Raw genomic sequence first — 17151 nt, forward strand, 5'->3', positions numbered from 1 at the left:
ATCGGCACATCAGAGCGTCCATGCCGGGGACGAGACCGAGGCGATTGTCGGACGCTATGTCGCCGTCCGGCTGTTGGATGTCACGCAGCACGCCAGTCTTACCACCGAGGGCCGCTATAGCATCTGGCCCGCAATCAGGGCTCACAGCCTGTCGCGCCGCAGCCGGCACAATGCGCTGAAGCTGCCACTGCAGCGGCTGCAGGTGGACACCATCCACCTGTACCAGTTGCACGCGGCGGACATGCTGACCTCGTCGAGGAACAGTTGCATATCTTTGCCGACGCGATCCGGGCCGGCTAGATCCATGACGATGGCCTGTCTTACGTCACCGGCTGGCAGCTGCAGCTGTTCGTACCCACCACGGACCCGCCTGGCCAGTCCAAGCTGGTGTCACTGCAACTGCGGTTAAACCTGTGGTCGCGCGAGATCGAACAGGAAGCCCTTCCGTCGCTCCAGGACAACGACATCGAACGGCTGCCGTGGTCGCCGCACGCGGTTGGCTGGCGTGCGGACCAAAATGTACATGCGCGGCGGCACCGCGTCCGAAATCACCCGCGCCGGCGACGGCACGGCACATTCAGAGTGATCCACGGCCGAGTTCCTGTCCCGGCCCCGCAGCTGGGCCAGCATTGAGGCGCAATGCGACATCGCCAAGCACCACGACGCATCCTCGGCGCAAATGGCGCTGAAATGGCCGCCCCAATTTATCGGGCGCGGATCCTTGACCAGCTTGTATCCAACTTGGGGGCAGAAGCGCTCGAGCTTCCGGGGGCGACGGACCGGTTGGGACAGCTCAGCCGCCCACTGCGCGACACGACCTCCCCCTACTGCGACTTCGGCGTGGTGCAGCGGCAGCGCTTTCTCGCCATGGGCGCACAGGGTACCATTGACATCGAAGGAGTGCTCCGACGCATCATTTCACGGCAAGGTGATCAGAACCATGGGGCGGCGCAGCCCCTTGCCGAACCGGCCCCATTCAGCGCCTTGACGGTCGCCGGCCCCGACATTTTGCTCTAAATGATCTGATATGGCGGCGGCATCGCGGCAAAATAGAACTAGCGCTTCGAGTCCCTGACCGGCACCGCCCGCAGCGGCTGGCCCTACACCGGCTTCCTCGCCGACGCGCCCGCATAACACCAAGAGGCATCGGCTTGATTTCGCCGCTTGCGACGATAGAATGCCAGTGAATGACGAGTATCACCTCCCTCCCCGATGATGACCCCCTGTGCCACGACGTCCAGCGCGTCGGGGTGATTGCCGACATCTCGCTCCTTCTCGAGGCCTGCAATGCGGCGACGGGAATGGGCTTCACGGCAATCGCCCGGGTGACCGAGGACCGCTGGGTGACTTGCATGGCACTGGACAAGGCCGACTTCGGCCTCAAGCCCGGTGATGAGCTCGATGTAAGGTCTACCTTGTGTCACGAAGTGCGCGGGACGCGCAGCACGATCTTGATCCCTGACGTGGACGCGAGCGAGACCTACTGCAGCCACCACACTCCGCGCACCTACAAGTTCAAGAGCTACATCTCGGTGCCGATCATGCGCAGTGACGGCAGCTTCTGGGGCACCCTGTGCGCCCTCGACCCCAAGCCCCGCGACCTGACGCCCGAGACGGAACGGCTGTTCCAGCTGTTCGCACGGCTCATTGCCCGCGAGCTCGACCGGCAGGACGAGCTGGAAAAAGGTCGTGCCAACCTGCAAACCGAACGCGACACCGCCCGACTGCGTGAAGAGTTCATCGCCATCGTCGGCCATGATCTACGCAACCCGATCGCCGCGGTCACCTCCGGACTGCGCATGATGTCGGAACGCGACCTGCCCCCCGAACAGACGCAGATGGTCATCTTGGAGATGCAGCGGGCGCTGACCCGCGCCAGCCAGATCATCACCAACCTGATGGATTTCGCCCGGGGCCGCCTTGGCGCGGGAATCGAGGTCGAAGCACCTCGCCCCGTGGACCTCGAGCCGGTGTTCCGCGATGTGATCTCTGAGATCACCAAGGTTGCGCCTCAGCGGGTCGAATGCAACATCGATCTGCCCAACCCCATCGTGGCCGACCCCCAGCGGCTGGGCCAGCTGCTGTCGAACCTGCTGGGCAACGCGGTGACCCACGGGGACAGCACCCATCCTGTCATCATCGACATCGCACAGCGCGGCGATCAGCTTCACGCCTCGGTCACCAACCAAGGCGAGCCAATTCCCGAAGATGTGAAGGCGTCTTTGTTCCAACCTTTTTCGCGCAGAAAAGGACAGAACAGCCTTCATGGATTGGGTCTGGGGCTTTACATCGCGTCCGAGATCGCGCGGGCCCACGGCGGCCGGCTCGACGTGACGTCCACCGCTGAGGCCGGAACCACCTTCGCGCTCAGCATGCCAGCACGGCAGGGCTGAACCGCGCTCAGGCCATGGCGCGGGCCAGGTCGTCCACTTCCAGCGGCTTTTCGACGAACACGCCGCCTACCGGCAGCGCACCGACGTCCGGGACCGGCCGACCTGACATGACGATAATCCGGCAGTGTTCCGACCGTCGGCGCACTTCGGCGGCGAGCGCCAGCCCTTTGAGCGGTCCGGGCATGTCGATGTCGGTGATAAGCACATCCATGCGTTCCGCGTTCTCGAACACCTCAAGCGCCTCGGCCACGTTCCCGGCCTCGACCACGCGGTGCCCCATGTCGGAAAGGCTGAAGGCCAAGTCCATTCGAATGATGACCTCGTCTTCTACGAGAAGGATATCTAGGGGGTGACAGGTCATGGCTTTGGCTCCGTGTCCGGGGTGGGTCTACAGCGCAGGTCTGACACAGAAGCCGTACGGCACATGTTCCCAACGAACGACTGGCGGCAGGGTTCCAGTGCCCGGAAAGATACCTTGAGCCCAAACACTCCCGAACCCGCCTGCTCCAATGCGATGCCCCCCGAAGCAGATGCTACGGGGGGCTGAAAGACGCCGGGACTTGGCGCGGGCCCGCACGTGAGATCGCGCGGGCGCAGGAGATTGGCCAGGCCTCAGCTTTCCGGCGTCTGCGTGAAGAGTTCCACCAGATCGCGGCCCACCTTGTCGGCCCAGAGATCGAAGGCCGGCTTTGCCGCCTCGGCGAAAGCTTCAAGCTCTTCGGGGGTCGGATCGTAGACCTCCATCCCCTCGTCCTTCAGCAGCTGGATGCCTTCCTCGGTCTGCTCGCGGGTCAACTCCTTTTGCCAGTCCATCGCCTCGGTGGCGGCGGTCTGGATCATCTCCTGCTGCTCGGGATCGAGCGCCTCCCACTTGGCAAGGCTCATCATCAGGAAGGCGGGATCGTAGGAATAGTGCCAGTTGGTGATGTACTTTTGCACTTCGTAGACGCGCTGCGGGATGATCACCGCGCCGATGGGGTTCTCCTGCCCGTCCACCACGCCCTGCTGCAGTGCCGAGAACGTCTCGGTCCACTGGATCTGCTGGGGGTTGGCCCCCAGCTCGGACATCACATCGATGAACATCGGGCCCGCGACGCGGATCTTCAGACCGGCAAGGTCCTCGGGCGTGCGGATGGGCCGCTTGGAGTTGGTCAGCTCGCGGAAGCCGCTTTCGCCCCAGGCGAGCAGCTTCAGATCGTGCTCTTCCATGATGCGGGCCATTTCCTCGCCCGCGGGGCCGTTCACCGCTGCATCCACCTCGTCATACCCCGAGAACAGGTAGGGCAGCGAGAAGGCCGACATCTCGGGCACGAGCGTCGAGATGGTGATCGCCGAGGTCACCGAGAAATCGAGCGAGCCGCGCGCCAGCATCTCGCCCTGCTTGAGCTGGTCGCCTCCGGTCAGAACCGCGTTGGGAAAGACCTTCACGGTCATGTCCCCTCCGGACGCCTCATCCAGCAGCTCGGCAAAGCGCTCGGCGCCCTGGGTGCGGCTGCTGTTCTCGTTGGTTTCCGACGACAGCCGGAAGGTTTCGGCACTGGCGATGCCGGGCGCGCAAAGGGCTACGGCCATCGCCGCGGTGGTGATCAGTTTTCCGAAAGTCATAAGGTTCTCCTCCCTCTTCGAATTCATGGCAGCCGCGTCAGGCGCAGCGTGCCGACAGTCCTCCGTCGACGACGATCTGCGTGCCGTTGACGTAGCGAGCCTCGTCCGAGGCAAGGAACAGCGCCGCGTAGGCGGTGTCCCAGGCATCGCCCATCTTGCCGGTAGGGCTGGTGCGGTTGCGCTGTTCGATCATGCTGTCCACGTCTCCTCCGTAGGACGCGGTCAGCGGCGTGCGGATCATCGGGGTGTCCATCAGCCCCGGCAGCACGCAATTGGCACGGATGCCCTGCGCCGCGTATTGCAACGCGATATTCTGAGTCATCGCCATCACCGCCGCCTTGCTGGCGGTATAGGCCACGTAGGGAAAGCCGATCCAGCGAAGCGCGGCCACCGAGCCGATGTTGACGATGGAGCCTGCACCCTGTTCGACCATCACCGGCAGCACGTGCTTGCAGGCAAGGAAGATCCCCGTCTGATTCACTTCGAGCACCCGGCGCCAGCTTTCCTCGGAGGTTTCGACCGGCCCACCGGTTTCGGCAATGCCCACGTTGTTGTGCAGCACGTCGATGCCGCCCAGCGCCTTGACGGCCCCCTCGGACAGCGCCTCGAGATCGGCAGCAGAGGTGATGTCAGCGCGCATTGCGGTCGCGTCAAAGCCCTCTGCTCGGACGGCCTCCGCGGTACGCTCGGCCGCAGTGAGATCGCGGTCGGCGATCACCAGAGACGCCCCTTCGCGGGCATAGAGCAGCGCCGAGGCCTTGCCGTTCGACAGCCCTTCCTCGGGCGAACCGCCGCCGATCAGCAGCACGCGCTTTCCATCCACACGGCCGGCCCTGTGATGGGCGGGCACGATGCTCCCGGCTGTTTTCACGGCTGTCTCCTCCACCGATATGGCCGCAGACCGGTACTCCCAACCTGTCTTGCAGCGCAACACTTTATGTTCATATTATGGAACACACGGATGAGTAAGTGTCCATTGAGGAATTGGATTGTGTGCATGAGTGCGAATTAATTAATTGATTCTGCGTATCAAATGCCTTCAACCACCCTCTCACATCAGAACGCAGCAATGACCATATTATGAGAATAAATGAACTTCGCTGCGCTTTCCGCAGAATCGCGGAGCAGCCGGGCTGGCCCAAGCGCCCAGCGCCCGCTAGACATCGGTCAGACCTTCGCCGCTGATAAGAAAGCCCCCCATGGCCCCGAAACAGGAAAAGACCACCGGCGCCCAAAGCCTGCACCGTTCCTTTGGACTGCTTCGGATGATCTCGTCCCATGCGGCGCGGGGGTTGAGCCTCGTGGAGATCTGCAAGCGCTCCGGCATTGCCCGAAGCACAGTCTACCGCATGCTGCGCGCCTTGCAGAACGAAGGGCTGGTCGAACAGGATCCCGACGATGACCGCTACTACCTCGGGCGCGAAGCGTGGCTCATGGGGCTGGCGGCCGAAAGCCGGTACGGCATGACAGACGTGGCAAAGGCGACGCTGGCCTCGCTCAGTGCCGAGGCAGGGGACATTTCGTTGTTCCTGCAGCGCATCGGCACCCATACGGTCTGCATTGCCCGCAACGAAGGAAGCTATCCCGTGCGCACGCACACTGCGCAGGTGGGCGGGCGGTATCCTCTTGGCGTGGGCGGGGGCAGCCTGGCCATCCTGGCCGCCTGCCCCGATGACGAGATCGACTGGATCCTCGAGCGCAACGCCGACGAAATGGCGCGGGACCACCCCGGCTTTCCGCCGCCTTTCCTTCGCGAGCTGATCGACGAAACCCGCGCGAACGGCTATGCAGTGAACCCGGGCCGGGTCTATGCCGAAAGCTGGGGGGTGGGCATTCCATTCTTCGATCCGCAAGGCACTCCTCGCGGGGCGATCTCGCTTGCCGGGGTTCCGAACCGCATCGAACCCCGCATTCCCGAGGTGGTGACCATCCTCAAGAATGAACAGCCCCGCCTCGAGAAACGCCTCTATGGTGCCGCGTCGGGACGTGGGATCGACTGAGACAGCGCGGCCATGACGTCGCGGCAAAGACCGGCCGACGCCCAGCGCCGAAGGCTGTTTCCAGTCGCCCTGCCCCAATATGGCCCTAACTCTCCCGGCAACGGCATCCCGGGGCGCGCCACGGGACTGCACACTCACGAAACACTATCCCAATGGGAGATCCCGACATGGCACAGACTGGCAAGCAACTATTTACCACGCTGGACGCGGACGGCACCCTGACCGTCAAGATAGAAGACGTCGCAATCCCCGAGCCCACCGGATCGCAGGTGCTGGTCAAGATGGAAGCCGCGCCGATCAATCCGTCGGACCTTGCCATCCTCGTGGGTGGCGCAGACCTCGACACCGCGCATTACACGCCGGGCAAGTTCGTCGCCACCGTGCCCGAAGCGGTCAACGCGGGATCGGGCGCCCGGCACGGCCTTAAGCTCCCTGCCGGGAATGAGGGCGCCGGTACGGTGATCGCCGCTGGTGACAGCGACGCGGCACAGGCGCTGATGGGGCAGCGGGTGTCCTGCGTCCCGGGCAATGCCTACAGCCAGTATTGTGTTGCCGAAGCGGCTATGTGCCTGCCTCTTGGCGATCATTCCGCCAAGGACGGCGCCAGTGCCTTCGTCAATCCGATGACCGCGCTCGGCTTTGTCGAGAGCGCGCGCATGGACGGGCAGGATGCGATCCTTCACACTGTGGGTGCGTCGAACCTCGGGCAGATGCTGACGCGGATATGCAAGGAGGATGGCATCGGCCTCGTGAACATCGTGCGGAAGGCTGAGCAGGCAGAGCTCCTGACGCAAATGGGCGCCTCGAACGTGGTGAACTCCTCCGACGACGGGTTCATGCAGCAACTCACCTCTGCAATTGAAGACACGGGCGCCTTCTACGGCTTTGATCCCATCGGGGGCGGGCGTACGGTGGATACCGTCTTCAAGGCCATGGAGAAGGTCGCCGTGAGCCAAATGACCGAGTATTCGCGCTATGGCTCCAACCAGCTCAAGCGGATGTTCATCTATGGCCGGCTCGACAACAGCCCCACCACGCTGACCCCCGGCTACGGCTTTGGCTGGTCTCTGTCCGGCTGGCTTTTGTTCCCCTTCCTGCAATCTGCCGGCACCGAGACCGTCCAGCGCATGCGTCAGCGCGTACGCGACACGCTGACGACCACCTTTGCCAGCCACTACAAGGCGCATGTCGGTCTCGAGGAGATGCTGACCAAGGAAGCGGTGACGGATTACGCCGGCATGAAGACCGGTGAGAAGTACCTCGTGACCCCTTGGGCCTGAGCACCTGACGCGTCTTTTGGAGCCTTGGAGCCTTGGAGCCTTGGAGCCTTGGAGCCTTGGAGCCTTGGAGCCTTGGAGCCTTGGAGCCTTGGAGCCTTGGAGCCTTGGAGCCTTGGAGCCTTGGAGCCTTGGAGCCTTGGAGCCTTGGAGCCTTGGAGCCTTGGAGCCTTGGAGCCTTGGAGCCTTGGAGCCTTGGAGCCTTGGAGCCTTGGAGCCTTGGAGCCTTGGAGCCTTGGAGCCTTGGAGCCTTGGAGCCTTGGAGCCTTGGAGCCTTGGAGCCTTGGAGCCTTGGAGCCTTGGAGCCTTGGAGCCTTGGAGCCTTGGAGCCTTGGAGCCTTGGAGCCTTGGAGCCTTGGAGCCTTGGAGCCTTGGAGCCTTGGAGCCTTGGAGCCTTGGAGCCTTGGAGCCTTGGAGCCTTGGAGCCTTGGAGCCTTGGAGCCTTGGAGCCTTGGAGCCTTGGAGCCTTGGAGCCTTGGAGCCTTGGAGCCTTGGAGCCTTGGAGCCTTGGAGCCTTGGAGCCTTGGAGCCTTGGAGCCTTGGAGCCTTGGAAATTCGCGCCGGGTTCGAACGCAAGGACAAATCTGCATCCATCGAAAAATTCCAGCCGTCGCCCCGATCAGCCGGGTGGCGGCGCGAGGGACATCGCAATCATCCGCCAATCAGGAACCGCTCACGCTGATAGCTGTTCTATTCCCTTGCCGAATGGTATTAATTCCCCGTCATGGCACGCCCGTGCACACAAGGAACTCAAACGCCAACTTCCCCAAGGAGGCCCGCAATGAGCGCTCATATCGTTATTGTCCTGATACTGACGCCCTTCGTGCTGGCATTCGTTTACGCAGGCATACACGAGTACCTGCGCTACAAGTCCGAGGGCAAGGCAACCTATGGCCTCGTGTTCGACGAAGAAACCGGCACCTCCTACGTGACCGGCATCGGCGACGAGGACGAGGCATTCGACCCGGAAGAGTTCGACCCCGCCGATTACAATGACCCCGAGATCGCCGACGAGTCCAAAACCTGAGCCGACGGCTCGGATGTAAGGGGGCATGTCTTGCCCCTTCTTACGCAATGCCGGCTGTTCGCATCACCACAGGCAGTTTTGCCGGGCAGTCCCCTGACTGTCCTTGCGCACCCCCTCTTGCGCAACTGGGCGCGTAGCACTAAACGCCCCCGCAACCGGTCGCAGCCTACCCGGTCAACAAAACAAGGGTCAAAAATGAAAACTCTCGTCATCTGCTCGGGCGGACTCGATTCCGTGTCGCTCGCCCACATCACCGCTGCCGAGCATCAGCTCACGCGGCTGGTCTCCTTCGATTACGGCCAGCGCCATCGCAAGGAGCTCGACTTCGCCGAGGCCGCTGCAACGCGCCTTGGCGTTCCCTTTCACCTCATCGACATGCGCACCATTGGGGCCGCGCTGACCGGATCGGCGCTGACCGACGACATAGACGTGCCCGACGGCCATTACGCCGAAGAGACCATGCGCATCACCGTGGTCCCCAACCGCAATGCCGTCATGCTGGCCATCGGCTTCGGCGTTGCCGCCGCCAACGGCGACGAGGCGGTTGCAACGGCGGTCCATGGCGGCGATCACTTCATCTACCCCGACTGCCGCCCCGCCTTCACCCAGGCCTTCGGGGCGATGCAGCGCATGGCGCTTGACGGATATGCGGACGTGGCGCTCCATACCCCCTTCGTCACCCGCACCAAAGCCGACATCGTCGTCGAGGGCGCCAGGCATGCGACCCCCTTTGCCGAAACGTGGTCCTGCTACAAGGGTGGTGATCTGCATTGCGGGCGCTGCGGCACCTGCGTGGAGCGGCGCGAGGCGTTCCACCTCGCAGGCGTGGCCGATCCAACGGCCTACGCGGACCCCGACTACTGGCGGCAGGCCATCGCAGGACGGGAGGTGCAGTGATGTTCCGCATCCGCAAGGAATTCCACTTCTCCGCCTCGCACCAGTTGACCCACCTGCCGGACGATCACCAGTGCGCTCGGCTGCATGGGCACAACTATATCGTTGTGGTCGAGCTGGCCTCGGGCACCCTGAACGCAGATGGCTTTGTACGCGATTACCATGATCTCAAGCCGCTCAAGAGCTATATCGACGGCGCGTTCGACCACCGGCACCTGAACGATGTGCTCGACATGCCCTCGACCGCCGAGAACATGGCGAAGCATTTCTTCGACTGGTGCAAGGCCCGCTGGCCGGAAACCAGCGCCGTTCTGGTCAGCGAGACGCCCAAGACATGGGCGGAGTACCGGCCATGACCAGCCTGCGCATCGCCGAGATCTTTGGCCCCACCATCCAGGGCGAAGGTGCTCTCATCGGAGAGCCGACTGTGTTCGTGCGCGCGGGTGGCTGCGATTACCGCTGCTCGTGGTGCGACAGCCTGCACGCGGTGGACAGCGCCTATCGCCACCAATGGGCCCCCATGGCACCCGAGGCGATCTGGACCGAGCTGCAGCAGCTGTCGGGCGGCCAGCCTCTTACCGTGTCGATAAGCGGTGGCAACCCGGCCATTCAGGACTTCGGCCCGCTCATCTCGCTGGGCCGGGCCGAGGGGTACCGCTTTGCCTGCGAAACCCAAGGGTCGGTGGCCCGGCCCTGGTTTGCAGATCTCGACACGCTTGTGCTGTCGCCCAAGCCCCCCTCGAGCGGCGAGACCGTGGATTGGGACGCCTTTGCACACTGTGTCGAGGCAGGGCGCGGCGCGCGCAGCACGGTCATGAAAATCGTCATCTTCGACCGCACCGATTACGACTGGGCCAAGCACGCTCACGCCCGGTTCCCGGATCTGCCGCTGTATCTGCAGCCCGGCAATCCCGAGGTGGACCCGGAAGAGCCCGTGGACCTTGGCGCGCTGTCGGACCGGCTGGGCTGGCTGACCGACACCGCCATGGCCGACCGCTGGTTCGCCCCCCGTATCCTCCCGCAGCTGCATGTGCTCATCTGGGGCAACAAGCGCGGCGTCTGACCTTTCGGAGACCTTACCATGACCGACAGCATCTACAGCAACCTGACCCAACTTGGCGGCGACACCCGCATCCCCGAAAGCCCCGAGGCGGCTGAGCTCGAGCGGGTGCAGAACCCGCAGGCCGACGTGCAGTACAACGTGCGTTTCACCGCGCCCGAGTTCACCTCGCTATGCCCGATGACCGGCCAGCCAGATTTCGCACACATGGTCATCGACTACGTGCCCGGGCAGTGGCTGGTGGAAAGCAAGTCTCTGAAGCTTTATCTGACATCCTTCCGCAATCACGGGGCCTTCCACGAAGATTGCACCGTTTCCATCGCCCGCCGGCTCGTCGAGTTCCTCGATCCGCAATGGCTGCGCATCGGCGGCTACTGGTACCCGCGCGGCGGCATCCCCATCGATGTGTTCTGGCAAACCGGCCCCATGCCCGAAGGCGTCTGGATCCCCGATCAGGGCGTCCCCCCCTACCGCGGACGAGGCTGAGCGGCCCGGCATTCCATGATTGGTGGTCAGTGAACGGCATTGATGGCCGAGCGTGTCCTGTGCTGGACATGCCTCAAAGCACGAGGCCTGCTGGCTCGGCTACAGGCCGGGGCATACCTTCTGATCCAGTGTCTGCGATGAGGGGGGTCGCCTGAACACGTTCAGGCTCTCCCAAGAAACTGGTCATAATGGCCAGCTAGATTGCGAGTCATCCGAACACGGTCGGGCTCTCCTGCCACGCAGAGCGACATGATTAGGTGGGCGCCAGGCCCACGGGCAGGCGGACTTGGCCAGCTAGATTGCGAGGCATCCGAACACGGTCGGGCTTTCCTGCCACGCAGAGCGACATGATGCGGCGGGCGCCCGGCCCACGGGCAGGCGGACCCTGCGCATGCCGTGGCAACACCCGAGCTGCCGAGCTGCCGAGCTGCCGAGCTGCCGAGCTGCCGAGCTGCCGAGCTGCCGAGAAGCGATGCAGCGTCATTGCAACCGGATCAACCAGTCTGCATCGTCGGACTGACTGGCAGCCATCTGGCTCAAAAGCGCACAGCGCCAACGTGGCTGGCGCATGGTCGCGCATCCGAGGCCTTTGATGCGCCGGAATGCCAGCGCCATTGCCTGCCAACCGACCTTCTCCAAGGCGTCTGGTGCGACCGCCCGTCCTGCACGCTGCTATGCGACGACATGCGGGTCCATGATGATCACTCGCCTTTGCGCGCGGCAACGTTCGCGCGCCGACTATGGGCTGGAACCGCCCGCCAATGTGGGCCACTACCGCAAGGCACCCCTGCTGCCGAAAAGGAGCCCGTTATTTCCTTCCCCGTCGCAATTGCCCTTACCCTCGTCATGTCCGCCGTGGGGCTGACCTACGAGATCGCCGCGGGCCGCGTGCTTGCTCCGTTCTTCGGAACCTCACTCATCACCTGGACCACGGTGATCGCCACGGTGCTCAGCGGCTTTTCCCTTGGCAGTGGGATCGGCGGCATGGTCGCCGAACGCCCTCGGCCGCAGGCGCTCCGCCACGCCCGCGCCGCGCTGGTGGCGGCAGCGGTACTGATGACCGTCTCACCGACGCTGCTCGGGTTGTTCCACGGCTGGGGCGCGCGCGGCACCTCGGGCATGGTGATCTGCGTGATCCTCGTGTTCTTCCCCGCCTCGGTGTTCATCACCCTGCCCTCGCCCCTGCTGGCCAAGCTCGCCATCGAGGCGCGACCCGGACGCGAAGGCTCCTCGCTGGGCTTCGTGCTGGCGGCGGGCTCTGTCGGGGCGATCTTTGGATCGGTGCTGTCCGGCTTCGTGGCCTTGCCGCTGATCGGGGCCACCGCCACCTTCGCCACCTGCGGGGTGCTGGCGCTCGGCTGCCTGCCGTTCCTGCGCGGCAGTGCGCCCGGCTCGCGCGGCACCATCCTCGCGGCGGTCGGGTTCGTCGGCTTTGCCGGGCTGGCGGGCGCACCGGCCTGCCAGTTCGAATCCGGGCAGTCCTGCCTTTACGTCGAAACGCGTGGCCCCGAGGTGCGGCTGTTTTCGGACGGGGTGCTGCAGGCCGCCGAGGACCGGCAGCAGGAGGTATCCGCAAACGGTGACCCGACACTGGCGCTGCCCTACACTGACTGGCTCTGGTCGCGGCTCGACACCGACCTCGGCCCCGACGCCAAAGTCCTGTTCATTGGCGGAGGCGGCTACACCCTGCCGACCGAGCTGCTCGACTCGCGCCCCGACGCACAGGCAATCACGGTCGAGATCGACCCTCTGGTCACCGAAGTGGTGCGGGCCCACATGCCGCGCGCCAGCACCATGATCGAACAGGCCGGATTTGACGCCACGAAACCTGCAGCCGGGCCGGACCAGCGCCTTGGCATCGTGCACGCCGATGGACGCGCCTATCTGAACGAGACGGACGCGCGCTTTGACGCGGCGGTGATGGATGCGTTTTCCTCGGGCTCCGTCCCGGCGCACCTTGTGACGGTCGAAACCTACGAACGGCTGCGCGAGGTGGTGGACGGGCCCGTCTACGTCAACCTGATTGACCGCCCCGATGGCCCGCTTGCGCGCGGGGTGCACCAGATCCTGTCGCAGCTTTACGCGCACGTGGAGGTGGTTCAGGGCAACATCAGCGCACGGGGACTTGGCAACGTGCTTCTTGCCGCGTCGGACAGCCCGCTAGCCCCGCTGGCCCAGCTGCCTGAAGGCTACGGCCCGGCAAAGCTGAGCCCTACTCGCGCCTTCACCGACGACCGAGGCTGGGTCGGCCACCGCTAGCAGGTGGCTCCGGGGTGCCCAAGCCGCACGGTGGCGGCCTGGGCGTCGTCATGGGACCGCAGCCCCCGGTGGGGATCAGGTCAAGACGATCAGGCCGGAATGATCACGCCCGGAAGGTTGCCTGTCATCGTCTCATTCGGCTGGAAGTGGATGACCGACCGGATGGATTGTCCCGCGTGAAGCAGATCGAACGCGGTGTTGATCTGCTCGTGGGTCATGTTGTGGGTGATGTAGGGATCCACGTCAAAATCTCCGCGCAACCATTCGTCCACCATGCCCGGCAGCTGGCTGCGCCCCAGCACGCCGCCAAAGGCCGACCCGCGCCAGACCCGGCCCGTGACCAGCTGGAAGGGCCGCGTGGCGATCTCTTCGCCGGCACCGGCGACGCCGATCACGGTGCATTCGCCCCAACCCTTGTGGCAGCATTCCAGCGCCGAGCGCATAACGTTGACGTTGCCGATGCACTCGAAGGAATAGTCCACGCCGCCGTCCGTCATATCGACGATGACATCCTGGATGGGCTGGCCGAAGTCCCTGGGATTGATGCACTCATGCGCGCCTAGCTGCTTGGCGAGGGCGAACTTGCTCGGGTTGGTGTCGATTCCGATGATGCGGCTTGCGCCTTGCATCTTCGCCCCTTGGATCACCGCCATGCCGACCGCTCCGAGGCCAAAGACCGCAACGGTCGCGCCCGCCTCGACCTTGGCGGTGTTGCGTACCGCGCCCATGCCGGTCGGCACGGCGCAGCCCATCACCGAGGCCTTGGCCAAAGGCGCGTCCTTCGAGATCTTTGCCACGGCGATCTCGGGCAGCACGGTGTATTCCGCGAAGGTCGAGGTGCCCATGTAGTGGTGGATCATCTGCCCCTTGTAGCTGAACCGCGAGGTGCCGTCGGGCATCAGGCCCAGACCTTGGGTCTTACGGATCGACTGGCTGAGGTTGGTCTTGCCCGACTTGATGTAGGGGCAGTTGGGGTCTTCGGGGGTGTAGAGCGGGATCACGTGATCGCCGGGCACCACGGAGATGACGCCCCGGCCAACCTCTTTGACGATGCCCACGCCCTCGTGGCCGAGCACTGCGGGAAACAGCCCCTCGGGATCGCGGCCCGACAGGGTGAACATGTCGGTGTGGCACAGGCTGGTGGTGACGATACGGACGAGAACCTCGCCCTCTTTCGGGCCCTCGAGGTCGATCTCCTCGATCTCGAGGGAGCGGTTGGCTTCCCAGGCAACGGCGGCGCGGACTTTCATGGGATCATTCCTCTTGTTGTTGTCTGCCGTGATGTTATGAAATAACGTTCGACCCCATGGAGCCGATACCCGGCAGATCCGGCCAACCAGCACCGCAATCCGGCCTTACGAGACGTTCATGTCTGCACAAGATACCCCCGCCCGCCGCATCGGGCTTGTCATCTATCCCGGCTTCAAGACGCTCGAGGCCACTGGCCCCCTGAGTGTGCTCCATTACGCCAACGAACACCTGCGCGTTGCCGGGCGCCCGACGGGCTATGACGTCACGGTCATGGCCCCGCGCCCGGGTCATGTGCCATCCGATACGCTGGTGTCGCTTGAGGCGACCGAGGCACTGCCGCAAGGTGATCTGCCCAACACAGTGTTCATCGCTGGCGCCGCCGCCATCGAAGACGCGCTGGAACGCGAGGCCGACCTCGTGCGCTGGTGCCGCCGCCACTGGCGTGAGGCCGACCGCTTTGCCGCGCTGTGCACCGGCAGTTTCTTCCTTGCCGCCGCGGGTCTGCTGGACGGCAAGCCTGCCGCCACGCACTGGAATTACGCTGAGCGCCTGGCGCAGCTCTTTCCCGAGGTTCAGGTGGATGCGGATGCCATCTTCGTGCAAAGCGGCAGCCTCTGGACCTCGGCTGGGGTGACGGCGGCCATCGACTTGTCACTGGCCTTCGTCGAACAGGATCATGGCCGTGACATCGCCCTGAGGGTCGCACGGGACATGGTGATGTACCTCAAGCGCCCCGGCGGACAATCGCAGTTCTCGACAGTCCTGACCGGGCAGATGTCCGGGGCCTCCGGCGTGGCGGATGTTCGCAGCTGGGCCAGCCTCAACCTCGAGCAGCCCATGACGCTGGACGATCTCGCGACCCGCGCCGGGATGAGCGTGCGCAGCTTCACCCGCGCCTTCACCGCCGAAGTCGGCCTGTCGCCCATGGCCTGGCTCGAGCAGGTTCGGAGCGACCGGGCCCGCACGCTGCTTCTGGACGGCGACCTGCCGCTCAAAGCCATCGCGCAGCGGGCCGGCTTCCGCTCGGACGAGCAGATGCGCAAGGTATTCCGCCGCCGCTTTTCACTGTCGCCAAGGGACTACCGCGCAAGATTTACCACCTCGCGCAGCGCCTGAGCGGCTACCACGGAATCTGCCGTCCGGCGTAGTCTAGGAACTGCCCGGTCTGTTCGGGCGTCACGCCGTCGATCACCGCCAACAGGCGCTGAGCCGCTTCATCGGCGGTCACAGTCGGATGCCGGTCCTGATAGCCTTCGGTAAAGCGCGTCCGGACGGTCCCGGGATGCAGGCAGACGCAGCTCAGGTGGCGATACTTGCGCGCAAGTTCAATCGAGGCACCATGGATCAGCTGGTTCACACCGGCCTTGGCCGCACGGTAGCCGTACCAGCCCCCCATGCGGTTGTCCCCGATGGAGCCCACCCGCGCCGACAGCACGGCAAAGACCGCTCGGCTGTCCCGCGGTAGCAGGCGACGCGCATGTTTCAGCACGAGAAGTGGCCCGATGCCATTGACGGCGTATTGCTGCGCCAGCGCCTCCGCCGAGACGGCGTCGAGCGATTTCTCCGGCTCCGCCCCGTCGATCCGCAGCGCCCCCGTGGCAACGAAGATCAGATCGAACGGTCCCTCCAGCGCCCCGAGCGCCCGGGCGATGGTCTCTTCATTGGTGAGGTCGAAGCCATCGACGGATCGCGACAGCCCGGTGACCTCGACATTCCTTGAGCGAAGGGCTTCGGTTGTCGCCAACCCGATACCTCCCGACGCGCCTATGACAAGAGCTCTGTTCATGGCATGCAATCTAGCGGGACCGGCGCATCCTTCAAATCTGTGACACTTCCGTATCAGCGCCCGTTGCGCCACGATCTTCGGCCTGCGCATCCATGGCCGGGACTGGCCGGAACAGCCTGCTAAACCCTGAAGTTCGGCAGCACGCCGTGATCGCCACCCTACGCGCCGGGCGATCCTGAGTACCCGCGCCCCAATCCCCTAGAGCGTGAGACAAGTGGCTGAGGGCGGGATGAACCGCTCAGGTCGGTCTGTAACGCATGGCGAGCCACAAAAATCCCGGCAATGCTTGCACAGAACAGCCCCATTCCCGCAACCAATCCGCCTCTCCGCCTAGTATGCTGGCTGCCCTACCACGCAAGACCGCCGAAGCGTCTGCGATTGCCTCATGTTCCTGATCCGACACTCCAGCACCCGATCAAGCCTGTAACCGGCGCTGAGCGCAGTCCTGACGAGCGCCGAATATGCATTGTCGTCAGAGTGTCGCGCTTCGCAGATACAAGGTGTCGGCTCTGGCAGCGCCGCAGTTCCCCCTCAGGTAGAAGGCCGTGGCAGCAACATCGCGCGAAGGGTCACCTTCCGAAAACTATTTGCCGAAAGGCGCATTTTTTGCCGACAACGCTCTGGACAGTCCTCGGAAGCTCGGCTATTTCGCCCTCACCCGAAGGGCAGCGCCCTTCACCCAGTGCCCGGGTAGCTCAGGGGTAGAGCAGTGGATTGAAAATCCTCGTGTCGGTGGTTCGATTCCGCCCCCGGGCACCATTACTAATAAAATCATGATAAATTCATATATTCAGGCGCTGATTTGTCCGACTGGTGGACATTTCTGCGAAAGATGCGACGCTATTTGTCTTGGCTTTGTTTTCCTGCAAGGCCGCGAAATGCGAACTCGGCGCGAATTTTGACTCGCTGCTCCGGTATAACGCGCCACTTCTTTACTTCTCCAATGGCCGGTAATCGCGTTGATCTCTTTGGTGCGTCCCAGCTCTACAAGGCGTGCGGCGGCTGCCTTCTGTGTCCGTGAACCGAACACTCTTTCAAACCCGCCTCATCGAACCCCTTGCGGAAACGAATGCCGAAGTCCTTAGAGGTAAAGGGGCGGTTGAAGACCGTGAC

General features: G+C 64.0%; 16 protein-coding genes and 1 tRNA gene. 12 read left to right on the forward strand and 5 right to left on the reverse strand.

Features of this window, described 5'->3' with window-relative positions; all coding sequences use genetic code 11:
- Window positions 1–1187: 1187 nt before the first annotated feature.
- Window positions 1188–2393, forward strand: a complete 1206-nt coding sequence (locus IEX41_RS01960; RefSeq protein WP_188788295.1) for a GAF domain-containing sensor histidine kinase — start codon at window positions 1188–1190, stop codon at window positions 2391–2393.
- 7 nt (window positions 2394–2400) lie between these two features.
- On the opposite strand, the gene IEX41_RS01965 is transcribed toward IEX41_RS01960, so the two are convergent.
- From IEX41_RS01965 to IEX41_RS01975, 3 genes are all read right to left on the reverse strand, one after another.
- Entirely contained in the window at window positions 2401–2754 is a 354-nt protein-coding gene (locus tag IEX41_RS01965) for a response regulator (protein ID WP_188788297.1), read from the reverse strand.
- Between the two features lie 251 nt (window positions 2755–3005).
- Window positions 3006–3998 (reverse strand): DctP family TRAP transporter solute-binding subunit, encoded by a 993-nt coding sequence (locus IEX41_RS01970; RefSeq protein ID WP_188788299.1) that lies wholly within the window; start codon window positions 3996–3998, stop codon window positions 3006–3008.
- 37 nt (window positions 3999–4035) lie between these two features.
- Window positions 4036–4869 (reverse strand): SDR family NAD(P)-dependent oxidoreductase, encoded by an 834-nt coding sequence (locus IEX41_RS01975; protein ID WP_229672875.1) that lies wholly within the window; start codon window positions 4867–4869, stop codon window positions 4036–4038.
- A gap of 328 nt (window positions 4870–5197) precedes the next feature.
- Here IEX41_RS01975 and IEX41_RS01980 point away from each other — a divergent pair, with 328 nt between their 5' ends.
- From IEX41_RS01980 to IEX41_RS02020, 9 genes are all read left to right on the forward strand, one after another.
- Window positions 5198–5998: an IclR family transcriptional regulator gene (locus IEX41_RS01980; protein WP_188788301.1), complete on the forward strand. Its 801-nt coding sequence runs from the start codon at window positions 5198–5200 to the stop codon at window positions 5996–5998.
- A 167-nt stretch (window positions 5999–6165) separates the two neighbouring features.
- Complete coding sequence (locus IEX41_RS01985; RefSeq protein WP_188788303.1) at window positions 6166–7278, forward strand: zinc-binding dehydrogenase; 1113 nt, start codon at window positions 6166–6168, stop codon at window positions 7276–7278.
- 40 nt (window positions 7279–7318) lie between these two features.
- A complete protein-coding gene (locus IEX41_RS01990; RefSeq protein WP_188788305.1) occupies window positions 7319–7957 on the forward strand; it encodes a hypothetical protein in 639 nt (212 codons plus the stop codon).
- 99 nt (window positions 7958–8056) lie between these two features.
- The gene (locus tag IEX41_RS01995) at window positions 8057–8302 is read left to right on the forward strand and encodes a hypothetical protein (RefSeq protein ID WP_188788307.1); all 246 of its coding nucleotides are present in this window, start codon (window positions 8057–8059) and stop codon (window positions 8300–8302) included.
- Between the two features lie 195 nt (window positions 8303–8497).
- Window positions 8498–9199: a 7-cyano-7-deazaguanine synthase QueC gene (gene queC, locus IEX41_RS02000; protein ID WP_188788309.1), complete on the forward strand. Its 702-nt coding sequence runs from the start codon at window positions 8498–8500 to the stop codon at window positions 9197–9199.
- A complete protein-coding gene (gene queD, locus IEX41_RS02005; protein WP_188788311.1) occupies window positions 9199–9552 on the forward strand; it encodes a 6-carboxytetrahydropterin synthase QueD in 354 nt (117 codons plus the stop codon). The genes queC and queD overlap by 1 nt, the downstream gene beginning before the upstream one ends.
- Window positions 9549–10259: a 7-carboxy-7-deazaguanine synthase QueE gene (gene queE, locus IEX41_RS02010; RefSeq protein WP_188788313.1), complete on the forward strand. Its 711-nt coding sequence runs from the start codon at window positions 9549–9551 to the stop codon at window positions 10257–10259. The genes queD and queE overlap by 4 nt, the downstream gene beginning before the upstream one ends.
- 18 nt (window positions 10260–10277) lie before the next feature.
- On the forward strand, window positions 10278–10742 hold the full coding sequence (gene queF, locus IEX41_RS02015) for a preQ(1) synthase (protein ID WP_188788315.1): 465 nt from the start codon (window positions 10278–10280) through the stop codon (window positions 10740–10742).
- A gap of 846 nt (window positions 10743–11588) precedes the next feature.
- A complete protein-coding gene (locus tag IEX41_RS02020; RefSeq protein WP_188788317.1) occupies window positions 11589–13001 on the forward strand; it encodes a fused MFS/spermidine synthase in 1413 nt (470 codons plus the stop codon).
- An 89-nt stretch (window positions 13002–13090) separates the two neighbouring features.
- Here IEX41_RS02020 and IEX41_RS02025 read toward each other — a convergent pair whose 3' ends face one another.
- Window positions 13091–14251 (reverse strand): S-(hydroxymethyl)glutathione dehydrogenase/class III alcohol dehydrogenase, encoded by a 1161-nt coding sequence (locus IEX41_RS02025; protein ID WP_188788319.1) that lies wholly within the window; start codon window positions 14249–14251, stop codon window positions 13091–13093.
- A gap of 118 nt (window positions 14252–14369) precedes the next feature.
- Here IEX41_RS02025 and IEX41_RS02030 point away from each other — a divergent pair, with 118 nt between their 5' ends.
- Window positions 14370–15368 carry a GlxA family transcriptional regulator gene (locus tag IEX41_RS02030; RefSeq protein WP_188788321.1) on the forward strand — a complete coding sequence of 333 codons (999 nt, stop codon included), beginning with the start codon at window positions 14370–14372 and terminating at the stop codon, window positions 15366–15368.
- 4 nt (window positions 15369–15372) lie between these two features.
- On the opposite strand, the gene IEX41_RS02035 is transcribed toward IEX41_RS02030, so the two are convergent.
- On the reverse strand, window positions 15373–15996 hold the full coding sequence (locus IEX41_RS02035; RefSeq protein WP_308421480.1) for an SDR family oxidoreductase: 624 nt from the start codon (window positions 15994–15996) through the stop codon (window positions 15373–15375).
- 726 nt (window positions 15997–16722) lie between these two features.
- Here IEX41_RS02035 and IEX41_RS02040 point away from each other — a divergent pair.
- A tRNA-Phe gene (locus IEX41_RS02040) sits at window positions 16723–16797 on the forward strand.
- Window positions 16798–17151: the final 354 nt, after the last annotated feature.

The sequence above is a fragment of the Salipiger pallidus genome, assembly GCF_014643635.1.
GTDB classification, from domain to species: Bacteria; Pseudomonadota; Alphaproteobacteria; order Rhodobacterales; family Rhodobacteraceae; genus Salipiger; species Salipiger pallidus.